Source organism: Streptomyces sp. NPDC051555, from assembly GCF_044454405.1.
Taxonomy (GTDB): Bacteria; Actinomycetota; Actinomycetes; order Streptomycetales; family Streptomycetaceae; genus Streptomyces.
Genome location: NZ_JBITDP010000001.1, coordinates 79,838 through 98,207, shown reverse-complemented (window position 1 = coordinate 98,207; position 18,370 = coordinate 79,838). Strand labels below are relative to the sequence as shown.

Sequence of the window (18,370 nt, the reverse complement as noted above, 5' to 3'; positions counted from 1 at the left end):
CTCCTCTGGTTCCTGTACGTGCGGTACCGGTCGTGCTGGTGATCGTCATGCCGCCTCCTGCAGCGGGTGTTCGCGGGGGCGGCCGAGGGCGGCGAGCGCGGCGTGGGCCGCGTTCAGTCCGCTCCGTACGGCGCTCTCCATGGTGGCGGGCCAGCCGGTGGCGGTCCACGCGCCGGCCAGGTACAGCCCGGGCGCGTCGGTGCGGGCCGCCGGTCGCAGCCGGCCGACGCCGGGCGTGGGGGCGAACGTGGCCGTCCGCTCCCGGGTGACGAAGAAGTCGCGGACCTTGGCGCCGCGGGCGGCGGGCAGCAGCCGCTCCAGCTCGGGCAGGTACTTCGCGCGCAGCACCGAGACGGGTTCGTCGATGTCGTCCTGGGCGACGGACTGGGACAGGGCCAGGTACTGGCCGCCGTCGGCCAGGCCGGAGCTGTCGGTCCGGTCGAAGACCCACTGGACCGGGGAGCCGAGCGCCGCGAAGAAGGGCCGCTTGAGCACCTTGCGGTCGTAGACGACGTGGACGTTGAGGATGGGCGCCGTGCCGATGTCGAGGAGCTTGTCGGGGTCTTCCAGGGCGCCGGTGGGCAGCAGGCCGTGGGCCTCGCGCTGCGGGACGGCGAGCACGACGGTGTCGGCGTCGATGCTCCGGTCCTCGGTGGCGACGCTCCAACCGCCCTCCGGGGTGCGGGTGATGTCGGTGACGCGGGCGCGCAGTTCGGTGCGGACGCCGGCCGCGTCGAGGGCCTTGCGGGCGAGGGTGTCGTGGAGTTCGCCGAGCGGCACCCGGGCCCAGCCGATGTCGGCCGCGCCGTTCTCGGAGAGCAGTCCGGTCTTGAAGACCATGGCGGCCAGTCCGAGCGAGGACTGTGCGGCGGTGGCGTTCAGGGTGGCGATGCCGACGAGGTCCCACAGGGCCTCGATGGCGCGCGGGGACTGTCCGTAGCGGCCGAGCCAGGTCGCGAAGTCCAGCCCGTCGAGCGCCGGGTCGGTCGGGTCGAGGCGGCGCAGCGCGAGGGCCGCCCGTCCCACGCTCGCCCGCTCGGCGAGGGAGAGGTGCGGGTAACGGGCCAGCGACGAGGCGAGGTGCAGGGGGACGGGCAGGGCGCTGCGGCGCAGCCGGCCCAGCCGCGGCCCGCCGGGGTGCGCGACGTCGAGGACGGGTACGTCGAGCCGGTCCTGCAGCGGGGCGAGGTCGGCGCCGTCGATCCGGTCCAGGAACCAGCGGTAGGCGGTGCAGCAGCGCAGGTAGACGTGCTGGCCGTTGTCGACGTCGAGGTCGCCGCGCTTGAAGGAGAAGGCGAGCCCGCCGAGCCGCGGGCGGCCTTCCAGCAGCGTCACGCGCATGCCGGCGTCGGCGAGCTGGAGCGCGGCGCTCACTCCGGCGAGGCCGCCCCCGATGACCACCGCTCGGTCCGCGGTCATTGATCCTCCTTGTTCGCCCCGACAGACGCCGAGGCGCCGCTCGGGGTTGCGCCGGTTCCCATCAGGGCCGCCTCCGGGTGCTTTGGCGCGAGATGGTCCGGGCGTCGAGGCCCGAGAGGCCGCGCACGGCGACGTACGCCTTTTCGCGGGCGGGCAGCGAGACGCGCCCGCGCAGCACCGCCTCGGGTTCGCGCTCGATCCGGTCGAGCAGGCGCCGGTAGATCCCGGCCATGGCGGCGACGCAGGCGCCGCTGCGCCGGTCGAGCATCGGCAGCAGCCGGTAGCCCTCGACGAACAGGGCGCGGGCGCGGCGCACTTCGTGGTGGACGAGCCCGGCGAAGTCCGCTCCGGCGGGGGCCCGGTCGCTGTGGAAGCCGTCGGAGCAGCCGAACTTGGCGAGGTCCTCGGCGGGCAGGTAGGTCCGCCCGTTGCCGGCGTCCTCGCGAACGTCGCGGAGGATGTTGGTGAGTTGCAGGGCGAGGCCGAGCGTGTCGGCGTACTCGCCCGCGCGTGCGGCGTCCGGCGCGCCGGGCGTGGTGCCGAACACGCCGAGGGAGAGCCGGCCGATGGCGCCCGCGACGCAGCGGCAGTAGACCTTGAGGTCGTCCCAGGTCTCGTAGCTCTCGCCGCGGACGTCCATCAGGACGCCGTCGATGAGTTCGTCGAGGCCGCCGAGGGGGATGGGGAAGCGGCGGGCGGCGTGGGCGAGGGCGACGGCGACCGGGTCGGTGTCGTCCTCGTCGACGGCGCCGTCGATGACCCGGGCGAGCAGGGCGCGGGTCTCCTCCAGCCGGGCGAACTTGGCTTCGGGCGGGAGCGTCCCGTCACCGATGTCGTCGACGCGCCGGGAGAAGGCGTACAGCGCGGACATCGCCTGCCGCTTGTCGGTGGGCAGCAGCCTGATGCCGTACGCGAAGTTGCGCGCCTGCGAGCCGGTGACGGCTTCGCAGTAGCTGTAGGCGGCGAGTACCGGTGCCGACGGGGCGGACGGTGCGGACGCGTGCGTGGGGCCCTCCACGTTCGGGCTCACCTCTTTCTCGGCGCTGTGCGCAGGACGGCGGCCACCTCGCGGAGCAGGCCGCTCTTGGTGGGCTTGGGCGGGCCGGGTGCCACGTCGAATCCGGCGGCTGCCACGGCGTTCAGGGCGGCGCGCCCGCCTCCCACGAAGCCCGCGAGCAGCACCCGGAGTCTGCCGTGCACGCTACCCACCAGGGGGGTGCCTTCATTCAGGAGGTGGCGGGCGCGTTCGGATTCGAACGCGACCAGGGAGCGGACGGACGCGTTCGCGACCGGGGCGCGCAGGTCGGCCTCGGTGACGTGGAAGCGGCGCATGTCCTGGGCCGGGAGGTAGATCCGGTCCCGGTCCAGGTCCTCGGTGATGTCCTGGAGGTGTTCGACGATCTGCAGGGCGGTGCAGATCTCGTCGGAACGGCGCACGCGTTCGGGTGTGCTGGTTCCGGTGAGGGAGAGCACGAGGCGGCCGACCGGGTTGGCGGACAGTTCGCAGTAGGCGAGCAGGTCCTCGTACGTCTCGTAGCGCGCCACCCGCTGGTCCTGCCGGTTGGCTTCGACGAGCCCGAGGAAGGGCTCGGGGGTGAGCGCGTGCGTGCGTACGACGGGCCGCAGCGCCTGGAGCAGCGGGTGGCGCGGGCCTTCGCCGGAGGAGGCGAAGACCCGGTGCAGGTCGGCCTCGAGGGCGTCCAGCATGGCGAGCCGGTCGTCGACCTGTTCGGGGTCGAGGCCCAGGAGCGCGGCGTCGCGCCCCCCGGGGGCGAGGTCGCCGTCGCCGATGTCGTCCACCAGGCGGGCGTAGCCGTAGACCGCGGTCAGGCCGTCGCGCCAGGCGCGGGGCAGGAAGGCGGGCGCGACGGGGAAGTTCTCCGCGGCGGCCTTGCGGAGGGTGGCGCGCGCGGGGTCGGTTTCCTCCCGGGGACGGGTGCGCTGCCCCGGGGTCACCGCCCGCCGCCCGGGGCGGGGACGGCCAAAACGCCTGGGGGCCGGAGAATTCCCGTAGCCATTGCCGTCACATCTCCCGTTCTACACTGCCGACCCAATACATCCTATTTCGGACACGCCGCCGGACTTTACCCGGGGTGGGCCGGGCCGTTCACCTGCGGGGAATCCGGCCCGCATACCGCGATTCAGGACCGGTCCAGCTTACGTTGTACAACGGCGCCGGGGCCTATCGGGTATTCGCCCCATTACGAGATGTCACAGCCGGGGAAATATCACCACTGCGCGCCCCTGCGGAACGGGTAGGAAGAGGACATCGCGAGTCCGCCCCGAGTCCGCCGCGACACGCCGAAGGCCCCCGCCTCTCAGCACGGCGGGGGCCTTCGGCGTGTCGCCCGGCGGATCCGGCGAGAGCGAAAGAGACGGCCTAGCTCCCGGTTTCCTTCTCGTAGGCGGAGACGACCTCTTCGGTCGGTCCGTCCATGAGGAGTTCGCCGCGCTCCAGCCAGAGCACCCGGTCACAGGTGTCGCGGATCGACTTGTTGCTGTGGCTGACGAGGAAGACCGTGCCAGCCTCCTTGCGCAGTTCCCGGATGCGCTCCTCGGAGCGGATCTGGAACTTCCGGTCTCCGGTGGCGAGCGCCTCGTCGATCATCAGGACGTCGTGGTCCTTGGCCGCGGCGATGGAAAAGCGCAGTCGGGCCGCCATGCCCGAGGAGTAGGTGCGCATCGGAAGGGAGATGAAGTCGCCCTTTTCGTTGATGCCGGAGAAGTCCACGATCCCCTCGTAGCGCTCCTTGATCTCCTCGCGGGACATACCCATCGCGAGGCCGCCGAGCATCACGTTGCGCTCGCCGGTCAGGTCGTTCATCAGCGCCGCGTTCACGCCGAGCAGCGAGGGCTGCCCGTCGGTGTAGACCTTGCCGGACTCGCAGGGCAGCAGCCCGGCGATGGCCCGCAGCAGGGTGGACTTGCCGGAGCCGTTGGAGCCGATCAGGCCGATGGCCTCGCCGCGGTACGCGGTGAAGGAGACGCCGCGCACCGCGTGCACCTTGCGCACCCCGGGCGCGTCGCCCTTGTTCTTGCGGCGGCGGATTATCTTGCTCAGGGCGGCGGTCGCGCTGCCCTTGCCCCCGCCGCCGGTGTTGACTCGGTAGACGATGTGCACATCGTCCGCGATGACGGTGGGGACCTGCCCCACGGTGATGTCAGCCACGGCCGTAACGCTCCTCGGACTTCCAGAAGTACACGAAGCCCAGCCCGCCGACGACGACCGCCCAGCCGAGCGCGAAGGCCCACACGTGCGGCGGCAGCTTGGCGGCGGTGTAGTTGTCGATCATCGCGTACCGGATGAGGTCCATGTAGATGGCCGCCGGGTTCCACTGCAGGACGTCCGAGATCCACTGCGGCTTGCTCCTGAGGAACTCCTCGATGGAGAACATCACGCCGGACGTGTACATCCAGGTGCGCAGCAGGAACGGCATCAGCTGGGCGAGGTCGGGGGTCTTCGAGCCCATCCGCGCGAAGACCAGCGCCAGCCCGGTGTTGAAGACGAACTGGAGCACCAGCACGGGCACCACCAGCAGCCAGGACAGCCGCGGGTAGTTGCCGAACCCGATGGTGATCACGACGATCACGATCATCGAGTACAGCAGCTGCTGGAGCTGCTGGAGCGAGAAGGAGATCGGCAGCGAGGCGCGCGGGAAGTGCAGGGCGCGCACCAGGCCGAGGTTGCCGGAGATCGCCCGGACCCCGGCCATCACGGAGCTCTGGGTGAAGGTGAAGACGAAGATCCCGATGACCAGGAAGGGGATGTACTCCTTCAGGGTCATGCCCTTGGACGCGCCGAGGATCACGCCGAAGATCAGCAGGTAGACACCGGCGTTCAGCAGCGGGGTCGCCACCTGCCAGATCTGGCCGAGCTTCGCCTGGCTGTACTGGGCCATCAGCTTGGCCTGGGAGAAGGCCATGATGAAGTGGCGACGTCCCCAGAGCTGCCGGACGTACTCGCCGAGCCCGGGCCGGGCACCGCTCACGGACAGGCCGTACTTCTTGGCCAGCTCCGCGGCCGTGAGGCCTTCGTCGGCTGACGGCGGCCTGCTCGTGGCGAGGGCGCCGTCGTGGGTTGTGTCACTCACAAGTTGAAACTTTCGTCTTCAAGATGCGGCAGGGGGCGTCGGGCCGGGGCGCCGAGTGCCAGGGATAGGCACCCATGCTCCCAGACCCGGCGTTGTCGTCGGATGACGGGTTGGTCGGCGCCGTCAGATGACGGGGGGCCGACCGAGCCTGGTCAGCCGCCATACGGTCCGCCACTTCATGGGGCGGCGGGGACCGCACGGGGTGACCCAGCCCTCCTTGAACCCGCCGAACCACGCCTTGAGGGCGCTCGCGGAGGGGCGGCGGGCCAGCGTCAGCAGCAGCCAGACGCCGACGTACACGGGAACGAGCGGGGCGGGCAGGTTGCGCCGGGCCAGCCACACCCGGTTGCGGGCCACCATCCGGTGGTAGACCGCGTGCCGGGAGGGGGCCGTCTTCGGGTGCAGGAGCACCATGTCGGCGCGGTAGTCGATCAGCCAGCCCGCGTCGAGCGCGCGCCAGGCCAGGTCGGTCTCCTCGTGCGCGTAGAAGAACTCCGCGGGCAGCGCTCCGACCTGCTCGAACACCTTCGTCCGTACGGCGTTGGCGCCGCCGAGGAAGGTGGTCACGCGGGAGGAGCGCATCGGGTCGGAAGCGCGCAGCCGGGGCACGTGCCGGCGCTGGGTCTCGCCGCTCTCCGGATCGGCGATCCGGAAGCTGACGATCCCCAGTTCCGGGTCCTCGGCGAAGGCCCGGCGGCACAGCTGCGCGGTGTCGGTGCGCTCCAGCAGCCCGTCGTCGTCGAGGAAGAGCAGGGCGTCCACGTCGCGGCCGCCGGGGCCGAAGGCCTCGATGCCGACGTTGCGGCCGCCGGGGATGCCCAGGTTCTCCGGCAGGTCGACGGTGCGGACCCCGTCGGGCAGGCCGGTGACCCGTACGCCCTGGCCCACGACGACCACCTCGACGGGGTCGCCCTCCTGTCGGGCCACGGAGTCGAGGAGCGCCTTCAGCTCGTCGGGCCGGTTGCCCATGGTGATGATCACGGCGCCCAGCCGCAGCGACGCGGTCACTTGAGCCTGCTGGAGGCCAGGATGGAGACCAGGTGCAGCACGGTCTGGAGCATCGCGATGCCCGCCAGCACGGCGACGCCGAGCCGGGAGAAGTACAGGTCGCCCCGGATCTGGTCCACGACGGCCAGCGCCAGGATCAGCAGGGACGCCTCGATGCCGAGGACCAGCCGGTGGAACTTGAGCGCGGCGGCGGCCTTGCGGGCCAGCGCCACGCCGGAGGAGCGCGGCTCGGCCGCCGCGTCCTTGACCACGGGCTTGCCGGCCTGGTGCCGGGCGACGCCGACCAGGTCGGTCTCGGCCTTGATCAGGATCGCGCCGAGCGCCGCCAGGGTGCCGAGGAAGGCCCACAGCCAATCGATCCGCCCGCCGCCCCACAGGTCGGCGGCGCGCAGGCCGAAGCCGACGAGGACGGCCGCGTCGCACAGGTAGGCGCCGACGCGGTCCAGGTAGACGCCGGAGAGCGAGAACTGCTTCTTCCAGCGGGCCACCTCGCCGTCGACGCAGTCGAGCAGCAGGTAGAGCTGGACCATGACCACGCCGAGGACGGCGCCCCAGACGCCCGGCAGCAGCAGCGCCGGGAGGGCGAGGACACCGGCGAGGGTCATCACGTAGGTCAGCTGGTTCGGCGTGACCTTGGTGGTGACCAGGAGGCGGGTGATGCGCAGGGAGATCTCGCGCATGTAGAGGCGCCCGCCCCAGTGCTCGCCGCTGACCCGGTCCTTGACGCCCGCCGGGTGAACGACGGGCCGGAGTTCAGCTACGGATGGTCTCTGCATAGTCGGAGTAGGCGTCCCTGATCTCGGCGGCGGACAGGTTGAGGTGCTCCAGGATGGTGAAACGTCCCGGTCGGGTCTGGGGTGCGTACTCCACGGCCGCGACGAACTCGTCCACGCTGAAACCGATCTCCTCGGGCAGCACGGGCAGCGCGTGGCGGCGCAGCACCTCGGCGAAGAGCCCGGCCTGCTCGGTGGCCCCGCGCAGGTGCATCGCGAAGGCCGCGCCGAGGCCGACCTGCTCGCCGTGGAGCGCGGAGCGTCCCGGGTACAGCAGGTCGAAGGCGTGGCTGATCTCGTGGCAGGCGCCGGAGGCCGGGCGGGTGTCCCCGCTGATCGACATGGCGATGCCGGTGAGCACCAGGGACTCGGAGAGCACGGTGAGGAACTCGTCGTCGCCGACCGTGCCGGGGTGGCGCAGTACGGCTTCGCCCGCCGTGCGGGCCATGGCGGCGGCCAGGCCGTCGACGGGCTCGTCGGTGATCTTGTGCGACAGCTCCCAGTCGGCGATGGCCGAGATGTTGGACAGCGCGTCGCCGATGCCGGAGCGGACGAACCGCACCGGGGCGTCGCGGACCACGTCCAGGTCGATGACCAGGGCGATCGGCGTGGGGACTCCGTAGGAGCCGCGGCCGTTGTCGTTGTCCAGCGTGGCGACCGGGGAGCAGATGCCGTCGTGCGAGAGGTTCGTGGCGACGGCCACCATGGGCAGGCCGACCCGCGCCGCGGCGTACTTCGCCACGTCGATGATCTTGCCGCCGCCCAGGCCCACGACGGCGTCGTAGCGGCGACCCTTTATGTCGTCGGACAGCTTGACGGCGGAATCGATCGTGCCGTCGACGACCGGGTACCAGTCGGCGTGCGGCAGGACGGGCTCCAGCTTGGCGCGCAGCGCCACCCCGGAGCCGCCGCTGATCGCGATCGCCAACTTCCCGGACGCGGAGATCCGCTGGTCGGCCAGCAGGCCGGCCAGGTCGTCCATGGCGCCGCGACTGATGTCGACGACGACCGGCGAGGGGATGAGCCGCGTCAGTACAGGCATGCGATCGTCCGGCCCTTGGCGAGGTCGTCGTGGTTGTCGATCTCGACCCACTTGACGTCACCGATGGGGGCCACGTCGATCGTGAAACCGTCGTTGACGAGCTGCTGGTAGCCGTCCTCGTAGTAGAGGTCGGGGTCGCGCTCGAAGGTGGTCTTCAGCGCCTCGGCCAGCGCCTCGGCGGCCTCCGGCTCGATCAGGGTGACGCCGATGTACTCGCCGGTCGCGGTGGCGGGGTCCATCAGCTTGGTGATCCGGCGCACGCCCTGCTCGCCGTCGGTGATGACCTTCATCTCCTCGTCGGCCAGGTGCTTGACCGTGTCGAGGGCGAGGATGATCTTCTGGCCCTGGCCGCGGGCGGCGAGCAGGGTCCGCTCGACGGAGACCGGGTGCACGGTGTCGCCGTTGGCGAGGATGACGCCCTGCTTCAGGACCTCACGGGCGCACCACAGGGAGTAGGCGTTGTTCCACTCCTCGGCCTTGTCGTTGTCGATCAGCGTGATCTTGACGCCGTACTTGGCCTCCAGGGCCTCGCGGCGCTCGTAGACGGCTTCCTTGCGGTAGCCGACGACGATCGCGACCTCGGTGAGGCCGACCTCGGCGAAGTTGCCGAGGGTCAGGTCGAGGACGGTGATGCTCTCCTCGTCGCCTGCGGGGCCGACGGGCACGAGGGCCTTGGGGAGGGTGTCGGTGTAGGGACGCAGGCGGCGTCCGGCACCGGCCGCGAGGACAAGGCCGATCATGCTGGTTCTCCTTCGTCATGTACGGCGGGTGCTCCCGAGGAGACCCAGAACCGGATGCTCTCCACGAGCACCACGAGTGCCACGAACACGGCCAGGGCCGTGAGCGCGACGGGGAAGTCCGTGGCGCGCTCCGCCAGGACGGCGGCCAGGACCGTGATCAGCAGGACCCGGCCCTCGTGGCCGCCCGTCGTCCGCACCAGCCAGTGCGGGGGCGCGCCGGTGCCGCCGCGGATGCGGTACACCGTGTCGTAGTGATGGTAGGCGACCGCCGCGACCAGTCCGAATGCCGCGGGAAGGGCTCCGGGGACGTCCGACTTCACGGCGAGCGCGAGGACGGTCACGTACTCGGCGAACCGGAAGAGCGGCGGGACGAGCCAGTCGAGGGCGCCCTTGAGGGGGTAGGAGACCGCCGCGCCCGCGAAGATGACGTAGCCCACGGCGGTCGTGACCAGCCAGGGGTCGCCGAAGTCCTGGGTGACGGCCCCCCCGGCCATCACCAGTGAGGAGCCGAGGGCCAGCCACAGCGAGGCGCGCGTCGGCTTGCGACGGGCGATCCGGCGGGTGTCGCGCCAGGCGCGCACCCCCGAGTCGGCCAGCTCGGCCAGGGCCTCGGCGGCCCGGTCGGTCCTCTTCACCTTGCGGGTCAGCGAGCGCAGCACCCGGCCCGCGGTGGTGTAGAGCGCGCCGAAGGCGCAGCCGACGAGCAGGGCGTAGAAGACGGTGCGGGGAGTGGTGACGGCGGTCAGGACCGCGATCATCGCCCAGCGCTCACCGATCGGCAGGATGATCATCCGGCGGACCCAGACCGTCCAGCCGACGCTGTCGAGCTTGTCGGACAGCGCGGCGGTGGGGCTCGTATTGGCGGTCGCGTCGTGGTTGGCCTCGTTGAAGGCGAAGTCCACGACGTGGCGGCAGGTCATCAGGATCATCGAGCCGAGGGCCAGGGCCCAGACGTCGTCCCCGTTACGGGCCGCGCCGAGCGCCAGACCCGCGTAGAAGGAGTACTCCTTCGCGCGGTCGAAGGTGGCGTCGAGCCAGGCGCCCATCGTCGAGTACTGGAGCGAGTAGCGGGCGAGCTGCCCGTCGGTGCAGTCCAGGACGAAGGAGACGAGGAGCAGGACGCCCGCGGCGACGTAGCCCCAGCGGTCCCCGGTCGCCGCGCAGCCCGCCGCGATCAGCGCGGTGATCAGCGAGGCGGTGGTGACCTGGTTCGGGGTCAGCCCCCGGCGCGCGCACCAGCGGGCGATGTAGCGCGAGTACGGGCTGATGAAGAAGGTGGTGAAGAACCCGTCGCGGGACTTCACGGCGGTGCGCAGCCGGACGGCCTCGTCGTCGACGGCGGCCACGGCGGCCTCGGCGGCCCGGCGCTCGTCGCCCGCCGCGGGGACGGCCGCGACGAGGCTGCCCAGCTCGGGGCGGTGGACGGGGGTGCCGGCGGCCTCGACGGACGCGGCGAGCCGGTCGGCGTAAGGAGCGGGGTCCGCTGCCGCGTCGCCGCCGTCGCCGGACGCGGCGGCCCGGGTGAGCGCGGCGCGGGCGCCGCTCTGCACGGCGAGCGCGCCCGGTACCGCGCAGGCGTCGAAGCGCGGGTCGGTGAGGGCCAGGCGCAGGGCGTGCAGGTGTCCGACGAATTCACTGTCGACGATCGCGACCCGCTGGTCGGCGGGTACGGCGGCCAGCGCGGCGGTGGCGCGTGCCGGGTCGGTCGCGGGCTCGACGTCGAAGCCGAGCGATCTCAGCTCGTCCGCGAGTGCTGAGCCGGGGACCGGCTGGCCGGTGAGGATGGCGGTCGGCAGACGAACTCACTCCTTGCGACGTACACACGGGACGGCCGCCACGTGGGGCGGCGGCACGTCGGCAGAGGCTATCGGATGAATGGAAGCGGGGGTTCACCCCCCGATCACAGCCCGACAATCCGATGATTACCGGGCGCGCGGACCCTTTCGGATCATCATTGACGATCGTGCCACGCTCACCAAACCGCCCGGATGTTAGGGTAATCGCTAGCGTGTACGAATCCCGTGAAAACGCCTTCTCACACGCCTTAACGCTTCTTGGCATCGAAAGAGCCGACTTATACGGAAAAGAGGTGGGGTTGATGACCGTCGTAGGGATCGCCGCTGTGCAGGGCGACCACCACCGGTACCCCACCATTCACCGGGTGTCCGGCCGAGCCTGATCGCCAGGCGTCGGCCGGAGCCCTTTTCCGAGGGTTCACGTTGACCGACAAGTCCTTCTCCCACGCCTCCACCCGCGCCTCCACCTGGCCGGCCCGGCCTGAGCTCCCTTCCGACGTGGCCGCGGTCCGCGCCGTCAACCTGGCCGCCTTCGAGTCCCCTCTGGAGGCGGACCTCGTGGACGCGCTGCGGCTCGACGACGCCTGGCTGCCCGGGCTCTCCTACGTCACCGAGGCCCCCGACGGCTCGATCGCCTCGCACGCCCTGCTCACCCGCTGCACGGTGGACGGCTCGCCCGCGCTCGCGCTCGCCCCGGTCGCGACCTCTCCCGCCCTCCAGCGCTCCGGCGCGGGCAGCGCGGTCGTGCGCGCCCTGCTCGCGGCGGCCCGGGAGCGCGCGGAACCGCTCGTTCTGGTGCTGGGGCACCCCGCGTACTACCCGCGCTTCGGATTCGTCCCCGCGTCGCGCTTCGGCATCCGTGCGCCGTTCGACGTACCCGACGACGCCATGATGGCTCTAGTGCTGGACGATTCCGTCCCTGTACCTATGGGCACGATCACGTATCCCGCCCCCTTCGGCGTCTGAGGCGTCCGACCCCTGCGGGCTGCCCTCCGCCGCATACCACGCGGTGGAGGGCAGCCCGGCACAGATCACCGAAGTGGGGACAAGCCGCTTTTGTGCGGCAGACTGAACGCCGAAGTCCGAAGCGAAGGATGGGTATGCCGACCACACCAGCCACCGCCGCGAACAGCGCGTCCACCGGCACCGGCACTCAAGAACCGATCATGCTCGAACTGGTCGACGAGTCCGGTCATACCGTCGGCACCGCCGAGAAGCTCGCCGCACATCAGGCGCCCGGCCTGCTGCACCGGGCCTTTTCCGTGTTCCTCTTCGACGGGCAGGGCCGACTGCTGCTCCAGCAGCGGGCACTGGGCAAGTACCACTCCCCCGGCGTCTGGTCGAACACCTGTTGCGGGCACCCCTACCCCGGGGAGTCGCCGTTCGCCGCGGCCGCCCGGCGCACCTACGAGGAGCTGGGCGTCTCGCCCTCGCTGCTCGCGGAGGCGGGGACCGTGCGCTACAACCACCCCGACCCCGCGTCGGGGCTGGTCGAGCAGGAGTACAACCACCTGTTCGTGGGACTCGCACAGGCGAGGCTTCGCCCGGACCCGGAAGAGGTCGGCGACACCGCCTTCGTCACGGCCGACGAACTGGTCAAGCGCCATGCCGAGGAGCCGTTCTCGGCCTGGTTCATGACCGTGCTGGACGCGGCGCGGCCGGCGATCCGCGAGCTGACCGGCGAGGCCGCGGGCTGGTAGGCCCCGAGCCGCCGCGCTCACCCAGCGCCGCCGCGGGCGACGACCGCAGACCGGTCAGCCCGCGGCGGTGAGCGGCAGGGCGGCCCAGATGACCTTGCCGCCGGTGGAGGTGTGCTCGACGTCGCACACCCCGCCCGCCTCCCGCGTGACCTCCCGGACCAACAGCAGGCCGCGCCCGTTGGTCTGCCCGAAGTCCGCTTCCAGCGCCTTGGGCCGGTAGGGGTGGTTGTCCTCGACCGCCACCCGGACCCACTCGCGGCCGATCGCGACCTCCACCGCCACCTCGGGCGAGAGCAGGGCCGCGTGCCGCACGGAGTTGGTGACCAGCTCGGAGACGATCAGCAGCAGCGCGTAGACCAGGTCCTGATCGGCCGGTACGCCCTGGCGCCCGAGCAGGTCGCGGACCGCCCGGCGCGCCTGCGGAACGGATTCTTCTAGCGAGGGCGCGGTGAACCGCCACACACCTTCGTAGGCGAGGGGACCGGCCGGGTCGTCCGGCGCGCTCCCCTCGACCGGCGGGACACTCCCGCTGACGTCCATTTCCCGGCCCCCGTCTTCACGCTCGATCGTCTCCACGCGTCAAGAGTGGGGACCGGGCTGGTCCGGACCGCGCCACTGACCACAAGTCAGCGTGATTCGGACACTATTTGACCGGCGACGCATGGCAGAGTCAGTTGTTCGACTGTTCCTGATCTTCCACGGACCGCTTGTCGGCCGCCTCCCGCGCCGCGGACGCCGCCTCCGGGGCCGTCGCCGCCGCCGTCGCGCCGTCGTCGTCCCTGACCAGGCCCAGGATCCGGCGCGCGCCCATGCCCAGCGCCACCAGACTCAGCCCGTCGAACAGCAGGGCGAGCGAGAAGAAGGTACCGATCACGTACTGACTGCTGCCGGGCCAACTCCACAACACCAGGATCCCCAGCAGCACCCCGAAGGCACCCTGGACCAGCGTCAGGACGAAGTTCGCACCGCGCACGACCAGGGCGCCCGCCAGTCGGAACACCCCGCCGGTCAGGAAGAGCAGCGCGGCGAACATCGTGAGCGCCTCGGCGCTCGCCTCGGGGCGCCGCAGGATCACGAAGCCCGCGGCGAGGTTGATGGCGGCGACGATCACGGCGAGCCAGAAGTAGTTGCTCTTGCGGGCCTGCACCGCCTGGAGGAGACCGACCAGACCGCCGACGAGCAACAGCCAGCCGAAGAGGAACATCGAGGTCAGCGTGGCGACCCCGGTGTAGATGAGGCCGACCAGACCGGCCAGCACGAGGATCACGCCGAGCAGGGCCAGTAGGCCGAAGCCCCGGCTCAGCTTCTCCTTGCCCTGCTTCTCCCGTCCGTTCTCGTCGATGCGGCGTGTGCGCTCTGCGGCCATGGACGTGCCTCCTCGTCGGCACCCCCCGGTCCCCCCGGACTCCCTTGATCATAGGATCGACGGCCCGGGATAGCATCCGGCGCATGGACGCGCAGCTACTGCACACCGTCGCGGACGGGGTCGCCACGGTCGTCATTTCGCACCCCGCCAAGCGCAACGCCATGACGGCCGCGATGTGGCGCGCGCTCCCGGAGCTGCTGGAGGGCCTCGCGGCCGATCCCGCGGTACGGGCGCTCGTGCTGACCGGGGCCGGGGACACCTTCTGTGCCGGCGCGGACATCTCCTCGCTGCGGGCGCCGCAGCGGCCCGCGGGGCCCGCGCACGGGGGCGCCGGCGCCACCGGGCCCGCGGAGGATCCGCAGACCTTGGCCGTGCGGGCCGAGGAGGCGCTCGCCGCGTTCCCCAAGCCCACCCTGGCCGCGATCCGCGGGTTCTGCGTGGGCGGCGGCAGCCAGCTCGCCGCCGCCTGCGATCTGCGGTTCGCCGAGGAGGGGTCGTCCTTCGGGGTGACCCCGGCCCGGCTCGGCATCGTCTACCCCGCGTCCTCGACCCGGCGCCTCGCCGCCCTGGTGGGTCCCGCGACCGCCAAGTACCTCTTGTTCTCCGCCGAGCTGATCGACGCGGACCGGGCGCTGCGGACCGGCCTGCTGGACGAGCTGCTGCCCGCGGGTCAGCTGGACAAGCGCGTCGCCGAGTTCACCCGGATCCTGGCCGGGCGTTCGCGGCTCACCCAGGCCGCGGCGAAGGAGTACGCGAACGGGCGCACGGACCGCGACGAGCACTGGGCGGCGCAGGCGCGCGGCAGCGGCGACACCGCCGAGGGGGTCGCCGCCTTCCTGGAGCGCCGCACTCCCGCCTTCACCTGGGCGGTCGGCGGGGACGCCGCGCCGGGCGCGGCTACTCCATGACGAAGCGGCTCTGCTCGCGCCACTCGGCCACCAGGTCCGCGGGGGCCTTCTCGGGCGAGCCCGCGTCGTAGGGCGGCTGGGGGTCGTACTCGGTGAGGAGCTGGACGGACTGGGCCAGCCGGTCCCCGCCGATCCGGCCGAGCAGGGTCAGGCCCATGTCGATGCCGGAGGACACCCCGGCCGCGGTCACGTACTTGCCGTCGGTGACGACCCGCTCCCCGGTGGGCTCGGCGCCGTACAACGGGAGCTGGTCCAGGGCCAGCCAGTGGCTGGTGGCGCGCCGGCCCCTGAGCAGTCCGGCGGCGGCGAGCAGCAGCGAGCCGGTGCACACCGAGGTGGTCCACTGCGTATGGGCGTCGGCGGTGCGCAGCCAGTCCAGGAGGACCTCGTTCTCCATCTGCGCGCTCTGGCCGGGGCCGCCGGGGACGAGCAGGATGTCCGGGGCCGGCACGTCGGCGAGGGAGCGCTCGGCGACGAGCGCGAGCTGGCCCGAGTCGTTGCGCACGGGCCCGGGGCGCTCCGCGACGAAGACGGTCTCGGCGCCGGGGAGGCGGCCGAGCGTGTCGAAGGGGCCGACGGCGTCGAGGGCGGTGAACCGGTCGAAGAGCAGGACGGCGATCTGCATGCGGTGTCCTCTGCGTGTGGGTCGGGTGAGTGCGTGGGAGGTCAGGCGGGCGCGCCGAAGCGGCGCCGGTATTCGGCGGGCGGTTGGCCGAGGGTCTTGACGAAGGCGCGCCGCAACGCTTCCGGGGTGCCGTAGCCGCAGGCCCGGGCGATCTGGGCGATGCCTTCGGAGGTGTCCTCCAGCAGCCTGCGGGCGTGCTCGACCCGGACCCGCTCGACGTAGCGGCCGGGCGTCGTGCCGGTCTCGGCGTGGAAGGCGCGGGCGAAGTGGCGCGGCGAGAGCCGGGCGCGGGCGGCGAGCGCCTCGACGGTCAACTCCGCGCCGGGGTGCCCGGTGATCCAGTGCTGCACCTCGCGCAGCGGCTCGCGCTGGGCGCTCTGGGCCGCGAGCAGCGCGCTGAACTGGGCCTGGTTGCCCGGCCTGCGCAGGTAGACCACCAGATGGCGGGCGATGTCGAGGGCGATGTCCCGGCCGTGGTCCTCCTCCACCAGGGCCAACGCGAGGTCGATCCCCGCGGTCACACCGGCCGAGGTGGCGACGTACCCGTCCCGTACGTAGATCGGCTCGGGCTCCACCCGCACCCGCGGGTAGTCCCGGGCCATCTGCGCGCAGGCGTTCCAGTGGCTGGTGGCGCGCCTGCCGTCCAGCAGCCCGGCCTCCGCGAGGAGCAGCGCGCCGGTGCAGACGGCCACGAGCCGGTCCGGCCGGGTGCCGTGCGCGCGCAGCCAGTCGGTGAGCCGGGGCTCGAAGTCCCCCCGGTACCGGCCGCCGGGCACCAGCACGGTGGTGCCCGGGCCCGGCTCGGCGCCCTCCAGCGGCCCGTCCGGGAGCAGGGTCAGCCCGCTGCTGGTCCGCACGGGTGCGCCGGCCGGGGACACCGTGCGGATCCGGTACCCCTCGCGGCCGGGGAAGCGGCCCACCCCCGCGAAGACCTCGACCGGGCCGGTCACGTCCAGGCTCTGGACGCCGTCGTAGAGGAGGACGAGCACGCTGTGCCGGGGCTCGGATGGCATGGATCCATCGTCGTGCGCCGCACCGGCGTCCGCAATGTCGGGCTCCCCACCTTTCCTGCCATCGACGTGCGGGCGGGCGCGCCGGGCACGGCCGATAGGATCGACGGATCATGACTGCAACCCTCGTCGCCAAGGAACTCGCCGCCGGACACGGCGCGCGCTCGCTCTTCACCGGTCTCGACCTGGTCGTCGCCCCCGGTGACGTCATCGGCCTCGTCGGCGTCAACGGCGCCGGGAAGTCGACGCTGCTGCGCCTGCTCGCCGGCCTGGACACGCCGGAGACCGGTGAGCTGCGGCTCTCCCCGCCCACCGCCACCGTCGGCCACCTGCCGCAGGAGCCGGAGCGCCGCCCCGGCGAGTCGATCCGGGAGTTCCTGGCCCGTCGGACCGGGGTGGCCACCGCGCAGACGGAGCTGGACGCGGCCACGCAGGGCCTGGTGGACGGGGTCGCGGGCGCGGACGACGCCTACGCGACCGCCCTGGACCGGTGGCTGGACCTCGGCGGGGCCGACCTGGACGAGCGGGCCGAGGAGGTCGCGGCCGACCTCGGGCTGTCCGTGGGCCTCGACCTGCCGATGACGGCGCTCTCCGGCGGCCAGGCCGCCCGCGCGGGCCTCGCCTCGCTGCTGCTGTCGCGCTACGACGTCTTCCTGCTCGACGAGCCGACGAACGACCTCGACCTGGAGGGCCTGGAGCGGCTGGAGTCCTTCGTGAAGGGGCTGCGCGCGGGCACGGTGGTGATCAGCCACGACCGCGAGTTCCTCACCCGGACGGTCACCAAGGTCCTCGAACTCGACCTGGCCCAGCAGGAGATCAACCTCTACGGTGGCGGGTACGACGCCTACCTGGAGGAGCGCGAGCGGGCCCGCACGCACGCCCGCGAGGAGTTCGACGAGTACGCCGACAAGCGCGCGGCCCTGGAGGGGCGCGCGCAGATGCAGCGCGGCTGGATGGACAAGGGCGTCAAGAACGCCCGGCGCAAGGCCACCGACAACGACAAGATCGGCAAGAAGTTCCGCAGCGAGGCCAGCGAGAAGCAGGCGTCGAAGGCGCGGCAGACGCAGCGCGCGATCGAGCGCCTCGACGTGGTCGACGAGCCCCGCAAGGAGTGGGAGCTGCGCATGGAGATCGCGGCGGCGCCGCGCTCCGGCTCGGTGGTCGCGACCCTGCGCGAAGCGAGCGTGCGGCGCGGGGAGTTCACCTTCGGGCCGGCCAGCCTCCAGCTGGACTGGGCGGACCGGGTGGCGATCACCGGGGCCAACGGCGCCGGGAAGTCCACGCTGCTCGCGGTGCTGCTCGGGCGGCTCGCGCCGGACTCCGGTTCGGCCACGCTCGGTTCGGGCGTGCTGGTGGGCGAAGTGGACCAGGCGCGCGGGCTGTTCCTCGGCGACGAGCCGCTGCTGGAGGCCTTCTGCGCGGCGGTGCCCGACACCGAGCCCGCGGAAGTCCGTACCCTGCTGGCGAAGTTCGGCCTGAAGGCGGCCCACGTGCTGCGCCCGGCGGGCACCCTGTCCCCGGGCGAGCGGACCCGGGCGGCGCTGGCCCTGCTCCAGGGCCGCGGGGTGAACCTGCTGGTGCTGGACGAGCCGACGAACCACCTGGACCTCCCCGCGATCGAGCAGCTGGAGTCCGCGCTGGAGGCGTACGAGGGCACCCTGCTGCTGGTCACGCACGACCGGCGGATGCTGGACGCGGTCCAGGTCACCCGCCGCTTGCGGGTGGCCGAGGGCCGGGTCACCGAGGAGTAGCGGCCGCGGCGCGGGCGGCCCGGTACCCGGGGCCCCACGCCGGGCGACCCGCACCGGGCCGGGCCTCGGGGCCGGCGGGCCGACGTCGCCTCCGGCGGCGCCTCAAACGCCGGCGAGGCTGAGGTCGGCCACCCACGAGAC

The 18,370-nt window shown here is 72.3% G+C and carries 19 protein-coding genes; 5 read left to right on the top strand and 14 right to left on the bottom strand.

Translation table 11 applies throughout. The features are described from left to right. Positions 1 to 45: 45 nt before the first annotated feature. The 10 genes from hpnE to ACIBEA_RS00400 form a co-directional block, all read right to left on the bottom strand. On the bottom strand, positions 46 to 1,419 hold the full coding sequence (hpnE, locus tag ACIBEA_RS00445; RefSeq protein ID WP_399256331.1) for a hydroxysqualene dehydroxylase HpnE: 1,374 nt from the start codon (positions 1,417 to 1,419) through the stop codon (positions 46 to 48). A gap of 61 nt (positions 1,420 to 1,480) precedes the next feature. Beyond that, on the bottom strand, positions 1,481 to 2,449 hold the full coding sequence (hpnD, locus tag ACIBEA_RS00440; protein ID WP_385772220.1) for a presqualene diphosphate synthase HpnD: 969 nt from the start codon (positions 2,447 to 2,449) through the stop codon (positions 1,481 to 1,483). Continuing rightward, positions 2,446 to 3,375: a squalene synthase HpnC gene (hpnC, locus tag ACIBEA_RS00435; protein WP_399256329.1), complete on the bottom strand. Its 930-nt coding sequence runs from the start codon at positions 3,373 to 3,375 to the stop codon at positions 2,446 to 2,448. Before hpnC ends, hpnD begins: the two co-directional genes overlap by 4 nt. Positions 3,376 to 3,799: 424 nt before the next feature. Further along, entirely contained in the window at positions 3,800 to 4,588 is a 789-nt protein-coding gene (locus ACIBEA_RS00430; RefSeq protein WP_399256327.1) for an ABC transporter ATP-binding protein, read from the bottom strand. After that, positions 4,581 to 5,510 (bottom strand): ABC transporter permease, encoded by a 930-nt coding sequence (locus ACIBEA_RS00425; protein WP_399256325.1) that lies wholly within the window; start codon positions 5,508 to 5,510, stop codon positions 4,581 to 4,583. Before ACIBEA_RS00425 ends, ACIBEA_RS00430 begins: the two co-directional genes overlap by 8 nt. Before the next feature lie 123 nt (positions 5,511 to 5,633). After that, on the bottom strand, positions 5,634 to 6,479 hold the full coding sequence (locus ACIBEA_RS00420) for a glycosyltransferase family 2 protein (protein ID WP_399257868.1): 846 nt from the start codon (positions 6,477 to 6,479) through the stop codon (positions 5,634 to 5,636). Positions 6,480 to 6,514: 35 nt separating this feature from the next. Beyond that, on the bottom strand, positions 6,515 to 7,294 hold the full coding sequence (locus ACIBEA_RS00415; protein ID WP_399256323.1) for a CDP-alcohol phosphatidyltransferase family protein: 780 nt from the start codon (positions 7,292 to 7,294) through the stop codon (positions 6,515 to 6,517). After that, positions 7,272 to 8,333 (bottom strand): iron-containing alcohol dehydrogenase family protein, encoded by a 1,062-nt coding sequence (locus ACIBEA_RS00410; RefSeq protein WP_354380867.1) that lies wholly within the window; start codon positions 8,331 to 8,333, stop codon positions 7,272 to 7,274. Before ACIBEA_RS00410 ends, ACIBEA_RS00415 begins: the two co-directional genes overlap by 23 nt. Further along, a complete protein-coding gene (locus ACIBEA_RS00405; protein ID WP_399256321.1) occupies positions 8,321 to 9,073 on the bottom strand; it encodes a sugar phosphate nucleotidyltransferase in 753 nt (250 codons plus the stop codon). The genes ACIBEA_RS00410 and ACIBEA_RS00405 overlap by 13 nt, the downstream gene beginning before the upstream one ends. Next, on the bottom strand, positions 9,070 to 10,623 hold the full coding sequence (locus ACIBEA_RS00400) for a DUF5941 domain-containing protein (RefSeq protein ID WP_399256320.1): 1,554 nt from the start codon (positions 10,621 to 10,623) through the stop codon (positions 9,070 to 9,072). The genes ACIBEA_RS00405 and ACIBEA_RS00400 overlap by 4 nt, the downstream gene beginning before the upstream one ends. Positions 10,624 to 10,686: 63 nt before the next feature. Here ACIBEA_RS00400 and ACIBEA_RS00395 point away from each other — a divergent pair, with 63 nt between their 5' ends. The 3 genes from ACIBEA_RS00395 (at position 10,687) to idi (ending at position 12,569) form a co-directional block, all read left to right on the top strand. Then, positions 10,687 to 10,830 (top strand): hypothetical protein, encoded by a 144-nt coding sequence (locus ACIBEA_RS00395; protein ID WP_399256318.1) that lies wholly within the window; start codon positions 10,687 to 10,689, stop codon positions 10,828 to 10,830. A 462-nt stretch (positions 10,831 to 11,292) separates the two neighbouring features. After that, a complete protein-coding gene (locus ACIBEA_RS00390; RefSeq protein WP_399256316.1) occupies positions 11,293 to 11,835 on the top strand; it encodes a GNAT family N-acetyltransferase in 543 nt (180 codons plus the stop codon). 134 nt (positions 11,836 to 11,969) lie between these two features. Continuing rightward, the gene (idi, locus tag ACIBEA_RS00385; protein ID WP_399256314.1) at positions 11,970 to 12,569 is read left to right on the top strand and encodes an isopentenyl-diphosphate Delta-isomerase; all 600 of its coding nucleotides are present in this window, start codon (positions 11,970 to 11,972) and stop codon (positions 12,567 to 12,569) included. A 54-nt stretch (positions 12,570 to 12,623) separates the two neighbouring features. Here idi and ACIBEA_RS00380 read toward each other — a convergent pair whose 3' ends face one another. Further along, complete coding sequence (locus tag ACIBEA_RS00380; protein ID WP_399256312.1) at positions 12,624 to 13,145, bottom strand: ATP-binding protein; 522 nt, start codon at positions 13,143 to 13,145, stop codon at positions 12,624 to 12,626. A 94-nt stretch (positions 13,146 to 13,239) separates the two neighbouring features. Then, positions 13,240 to 13,935 (bottom strand): HdeD family acid-resistance protein, encoded by a 696-nt coding sequence (locus ACIBEA_RS00375; protein ID WP_399256310.1) that lies wholly within the window; start codon positions 13,933 to 13,935, stop codon positions 13,240 to 13,242. Between the two features lie 83 nt (positions 13,936 to 14,018). Here ACIBEA_RS00375 and ACIBEA_RS00370 point away from each other — a divergent pair, with 83 nt between their 5' ends. Next, the gene (locus tag ACIBEA_RS00370) at positions 14,019 to 14,843 is read left to right on the top strand and encodes an enoyl-CoA hydratase/isomerase family protein (protein WP_399256308.1); all 825 of its coding nucleotides are present in this window, start codon (positions 14,019 to 14,021) and stop codon (positions 14,841 to 14,843) included. Here the strand turns inward: ACIBEA_RS00370 and ACIBEA_RS00365 are convergent. Together ACIBEA_RS00365 and ACIBEA_RS00360 are read right to left on the bottom strand one after the other, a co-directional pair. Then, positions 14,833 to 15,468, bottom strand: a complete 636-nt coding sequence (locus ACIBEA_RS00365; RefSeq protein WP_399256306.1) for a DJ-1/PfpI family protein — start codon at positions 15,466 to 15,468, stop codon at positions 14,833 to 14,835. The two genes, ACIBEA_RS00370 and ACIBEA_RS00365, sit on opposite strands and share 11 nt — an antisense overlap. Before the next feature lie 41 nt (positions 15,469 to 15,509). Continuing rightward, complete coding sequence (locus ACIBEA_RS00360; protein WP_399256304.1) at positions 15,510 to 16,481, bottom strand: GlxA family transcriptional regulator; 972 nt, start codon at positions 16,479 to 16,481, stop codon at positions 15,510 to 15,512. Positions 16,482 to 16,591: 110 nt separating this feature from the next. Between ACIBEA_RS00360 and ACIBEA_RS00355 the strand changes: the two genes are divergently transcribed. Then, entirely contained in the window at positions 16,592 to 18,229 is a 1,638-nt protein-coding gene (locus ACIBEA_RS00355) for an ABC-F family ATP-binding cassette domain-containing protein (RefSeq protein ID WP_399256302.1), read from the top strand. Positions 18,230 to 18,370 lie beyond the last annotated feature (141 nt).